Here is a 3,917-nt window from a genome sequence, read left to right as displayed (position 1 = left end):
CAACGCCTGATCTGCCACGCCCGCGACCACGGCTGCACCCGCCCGCACTGCCTCGTGCCCGGCTACGACTGCGAAGTCCACCACGCCCCCGACTGGGCCGCCGGCGGACAAACCGACGCCGACAAACTCTTCTTCGCCTGCGGCCCCGACCACGCCGGCGCCAGCTGCGGCGACTACCACACCGAAGTCACCAACACCGGACGCCTCGCCTGGACCGACGGCACCAGCCCACCCGAAATCAACCACGCGCATCACCCCGACGAACTCCTCAACGCAGACCCCGACCCACCCGACGAAGACGAAGGTTGAGCAAGTAAACCCGCGGTGCCACACTGAACGCGTGCCGCCGCACCGCGACCTCGCCGCGTACAACGATCGAGCGCCTGAGTACGACCACGGGTGGCGGGGCAAGCTGCACCACGAGATCACCGACCGCACCGCCGATCTCGCGGTGGCGGCCATCGCCTCTCCCGGCAGCGTGCTGGACGTGGGATGCGGAACGGGCCATCTGCTGCGCACCCTGGCCCGCCGCTATCCGGACGCCCGGCAACTTTGCGGCATCGACGCCGCACCGCAAATGATCGCTACAGCAAGGGCTTTCGGCGACGACACTCGGCTGAGCTTCGCGGTCGGGGTGGCCGAAGACCTCGAGTACCCCGACGACACCTTCGACCTGATCGTCAGCACGACATCGTTCGATCACTGGACGGATCAACAGGCCGGGCTCGTCGAATGCGCGCGGGTGCTGCGCCCCGGCGGTCACCTGGTGCTCGTCGACCAGTTCTCGCTGTGGCTGCTGCCGACCCTGGCCACCAGCCGGCGCGGCAAGGCCCGCACCCGAGGCCGCGCCACGGCGCTGCTGCTGCGCGCGGGGTTTCGTTCCCCGCAGTGGCACCGGGTGTACGCGCTGATCATCAACGGCGTGACGGCAACTAGCCCAGCGTGAACGGGGCGAAGCTGCCGTCGAGCACGTTCAGGTGCCCGATCGTGCGCCCGGTGACCACGGCCGGATCCACCAACGCTAATTCGACTGCCGCGCGGGCAAATTCGTCGGCCGAGGCGGTGTCCACGAAGCCGCTGGCGTAGTAGGCCAGGCCTGGCGTGAGGATCGGTTTCGACGGCGACAGCGCGTTCACCGCGATGTTGTGGTCGGCCAGGTCGTACGCCGCGCACTGGGTGAGATGCTCTAGGGCCGCCTTGGATCCGCCGTAACCGGGCAGGACGCCGCCGCTGCGGTCGGGATAGGGTCCGTCCCCGGGCATCCGCGACGCGACCGAGGTGATGTTGATGATCGAGCCGCCGCCCGCGTCGAACATGTCCGGACACACCAGTTGCATCAGCTCGTAGGCGGCGAACACCGCGATGTCGAAATGGCGGCGAAACGCCTGCAACGGTGTGCTGACGAACCCCGGCCAGCCGGGCTTGGCGCCGCCGCTGGCGGCCTTGGGCGGTTTCGCGCGCGGTGGCGAACCGGGGACCGGGGGCCTGCCGGGCGCGGTGAAGGCCGCGTTGTTGACCAGAATCGTGATGGGCCCCAACGCCTCTCGCGCCTCGCCCACCAGCCGCGCGACGTCGTCGCGGTCGGTCAGGTCGGCGCGAATCGCCACGGCGCGCCCGCCGGCCCCCTCGACCTCGGCGACCGTCTCGCCGATGGTGCCGGGCAGCCGGTCGTCCCACACCTGTTCGGTGCGCCCGACGACGGCCACCGCCGCGCCCTCCGCGGCGAGGGCCAGCGCGATCGCCCGGCCCAGCCCGCGGCTGGCGCCGGTGACGATCGCGACCCGCCCCGACAGTCGCCCCGTCATCCCGTCACCCCGTGCACGACGATGGCGGTCGTCTGCTCCACCCAGGTGTCGTCCAGCTGCTCCTCCGGGCGCAGCAGCATCCTCAGCATCGTCGCCCCTCCGATCAGCTCGATCAACCGGTCCGGGTCCACGTCGGGATGCGCCTCACCCCGGTCGATCGCCTCGCGCAGCCGCACCCGCACCGCCGTGAACACGCCGGCGAAGCGCGACATCACCCGGGCGTTCAGGGCGGGATCGGCGGTCATGTCGGCCACCAGGCCGGGCAACGCCGCGCGCACCACCGGCGTGGTGAACACGTCGCGGGTGGCCTCGATCATCGTCCGCACGTCGGCGGCGATGTCGCCGGCCGGGGCCTGCAGCGCGGTGGGCGCCGTCGGAAACGCCGCCTCGTGCACCAGTTCCGCCTTGCTCGACCACCGCCGATACAGCGCCGATTTGGTGGTCCCGGCGCGCTCGGCCACCGCGGCCAGGCTGAGGTTCGAATAGCCGATCTCCACAAGCAGTTCCGTGGTCGCCGTGAGGATGGCAGAGTCGATGCGCGGGTCCCTCGGCCGCCCGGCGCCCGGGGCCTTGTCAAGGTAAGACGGGTCTGCTTTCATAACGCTACCTACCGTATCGTAATTGCCTCACGGAAGTCTCGAAGAATGGAGGCACCTTAATGTCGAAAACGTCGAACGAACCTGTGCTGGACAAGGTCGACCGACTTCAGCGCTCCAGCCGGGACGTCACAAAGCTGCCCGCGGTGATGTCGCAGTGGCTGTCGACCGTGTTACCGGGCGGGGCCAAGCCGCAGGTGACGGTCGAAAGCGGCGTGGACGCCACCGGCATGTCGTCGGAAACCATCATCTTGACCGCACGCTGGCAACAGGACGGCGAACCGATCGAACAGCGGCTGGTGGCGCGGGTGGCGCCGACCGCCGAGGACGTGCAGGTCTTCCCGACGTATCGGCTCGACCACCAATTCGAGGTGATCCGCAAGGTCGGCGAAATCACCGACGTGCCCGTCCCGCGCGTGCGCTGGCTCGAGCCCACCGGCGACGTGCTGGGCACGCCCTTTTTCGTGATGGATTACGTCGAGGGCGAGGTGCCGCCCGACGTCATGCCCTACACGTTCGGCGGCAACTGGTTCGCCGACGCCCCCGCCGAACGCCAGCGCGCACTGCAGGACGCCACGGTGGGCGTGCTGGCCAAGCTGCACGCGATCCCGAACGCCGAGAAGACATTTGGGTTCCTCTCCACGCAAGACGGCGACACGGCGCTGCGCCGGCACTTCAACTGGGTCCGCGAGTGGTACGACTTCGCGGTGCCCGACATCGGCCGATCGCCGCTGCTGGAGCGGACTTTCGCGTGGCTGGAAGACAACTGGCCGGACGAGGCCGCCGCGGCCGAGCCCGTCCTGCTGTGGGGCGACGCGCGGGTGGGCAACGTGCTGTACCGCGACTTCGCGCCGGTCGCGGTGCTGGACTGGGAAATGGTTACGCTGGGGCCGCGCGAGCTCGATATCGCGTGGATGATTTACGCGCACATGGTGTTTCAAGAACTCGCCGGCCTCGCGACGCTGCCCGGGTTGCCCGACGTGATGCGCGAGGACGACGTCCGCGCCACCTACCGTCAGCTCACCGGCGTCGAGGTGGGCGACCTGCGCTGGTTCTACGCCTACTCCGGGGTGATGTGGGCCTGCGTGTTCATGCGCACCGGCGCGCGCCGGGTGCACTTCGGCGAGACCGAGAAGCCCGACGACGTCGAATCGCTGTTCTACCACGCCGGATTGATGCGGCGCTTAATCGATGACAGCCTCATCGGAGAGGATCAGTAATGCTTGGCCCGCTTGACGAGTTCCCGGTACATCAGGTTCCCCAACCGATCGCGTGGGCCGGTTCCTCGGACCGCAACTTCTACGATCGCTCCTACTTCAACGCCCACGACCGCACCGGCGACATCTTCGTGATCAGCGGCATCGGCTACTACCCCAACCTCGGCGTCAAGGACGCGTTCTTCCTCGTCCGCCGCGGGGATACGCAGACGGCGGTGCACCTGTCCGACGCGATCGACCAGGACCGGCTGAACCAGAACGTCAACGGCTACCGCATCGAGGTCAGCGAACCGCTGCGC

The 3,917-nt window shown here is 68.9% G+C and carries 4 protein-coding genes and 2 pseudogenes; 4 read left to right on the top strand and 2 right to left on the bottom strand.

The window, feature by feature from the left end:
* A pseudogene (locus A5712_RS31540) lies at positions 1 to 309 on the top strand (HNH endonuclease); the annotation flags it as partial.
* A 31-nt stretch (positions 310 to 340) separates the two neighbouring features.
* Complete coding sequence (locus A5712_RS27485; RefSeq protein WP_068112861.1) at positions 341 to 946, top strand: class I SAM-dependent methyltransferase; 606 nt, start codon at positions 341 to 343, stop codon at positions 944 to 946.
* Here A5712_RS27485 and A5712_RS27480 read toward each other — a convergent pair.
* Positions 933 to 1,805 carry an SDR family NAD(P)-dependent oxidoreductase gene (locus A5712_RS27480; RefSeq protein ID WP_068112856.1) on the bottom strand — a complete coding sequence of 291 codons (873 nt, stop codon included), beginning with the start codon at positions 1,803 to 1,805 and terminating at the stop codon, positions 933 to 935. The genes A5712_RS27485 and A5712_RS27480 overlap by 14 nt on opposite strands.
* Entirely contained in the window at positions 1,802 to 2,404 is a 603-nt protein-coding gene (locus A5712_RS27475; protein WP_068112852.1) for a TetR/AcrR family transcriptional regulator, read from the bottom strand. Before A5712_RS27475 ends, A5712_RS27480 begins: the two co-directional genes overlap by 4 nt.
* Positions 2,405 to 2,463: 59 nt before the next feature.
* Here A5712_RS27475 and A5712_RS27470 point away from each other — a divergent pair, with 59 nt between their 5' ends.
* Both A5712_RS27470 and A5712_RS27465 read left to right on the top strand, forming a co-directional pair.
* Positions 2,464 to 3,621 (top strand): phosphotransferase family protein, encoded by a 1,158-nt coding sequence (locus A5712_RS27470; RefSeq protein WP_068112849.1) that lies wholly within the window; start codon positions 2,464 to 2,466, stop codon positions 3,619 to 3,621.
* Positions 3,621 to 3,917 (top strand): annotated as a pseudogene (locus A5712_RS27465) (hypothetical protein); the annotation flags it as partial. The gene A5712_RS27470 and the pseudogene A5712_RS27465, both read left to right, overlap by 1 nt.

The organism is Mycobacterium sp. E2327 (assembly GCF_001672675.1).
In the GTDB taxonomy this organism is placed as follows: domain Bacteria; phylum Actinomycetota; class Actinomycetes; order Mycobacteriales; family Mycobacteriaceae; genus Mycobacterium.
The sequence above is the reverse complement of the archived record's forward strand: the minus strand, read 5'-3'. Positions and strand labels throughout refer to the sequence as shown.

Coding starts and splice junctions, on each gene's coding strand:
- A5712_RS27480 (WP_068112856.1), bottom strand. CDS start 1,805: ATGACGGGGCGACTGTCGGGGCGGGTCGCGATCGTCACCGGCGCCAGC.
- A5712_RS27475 (WP_068112852.1), bottom strand. CDS start 2,404: ATGAAAGCAGACCCGTCTTACCTTGACAAGGCCCCGGGCGCCGGGCGG.
- A5712_RS27470 (WP_068112849.1), top strand. CDS start 2,464: ATGTCGAAAACGTCGAACGAACCTGTGCTGGACAAGGTCGACCGACTT.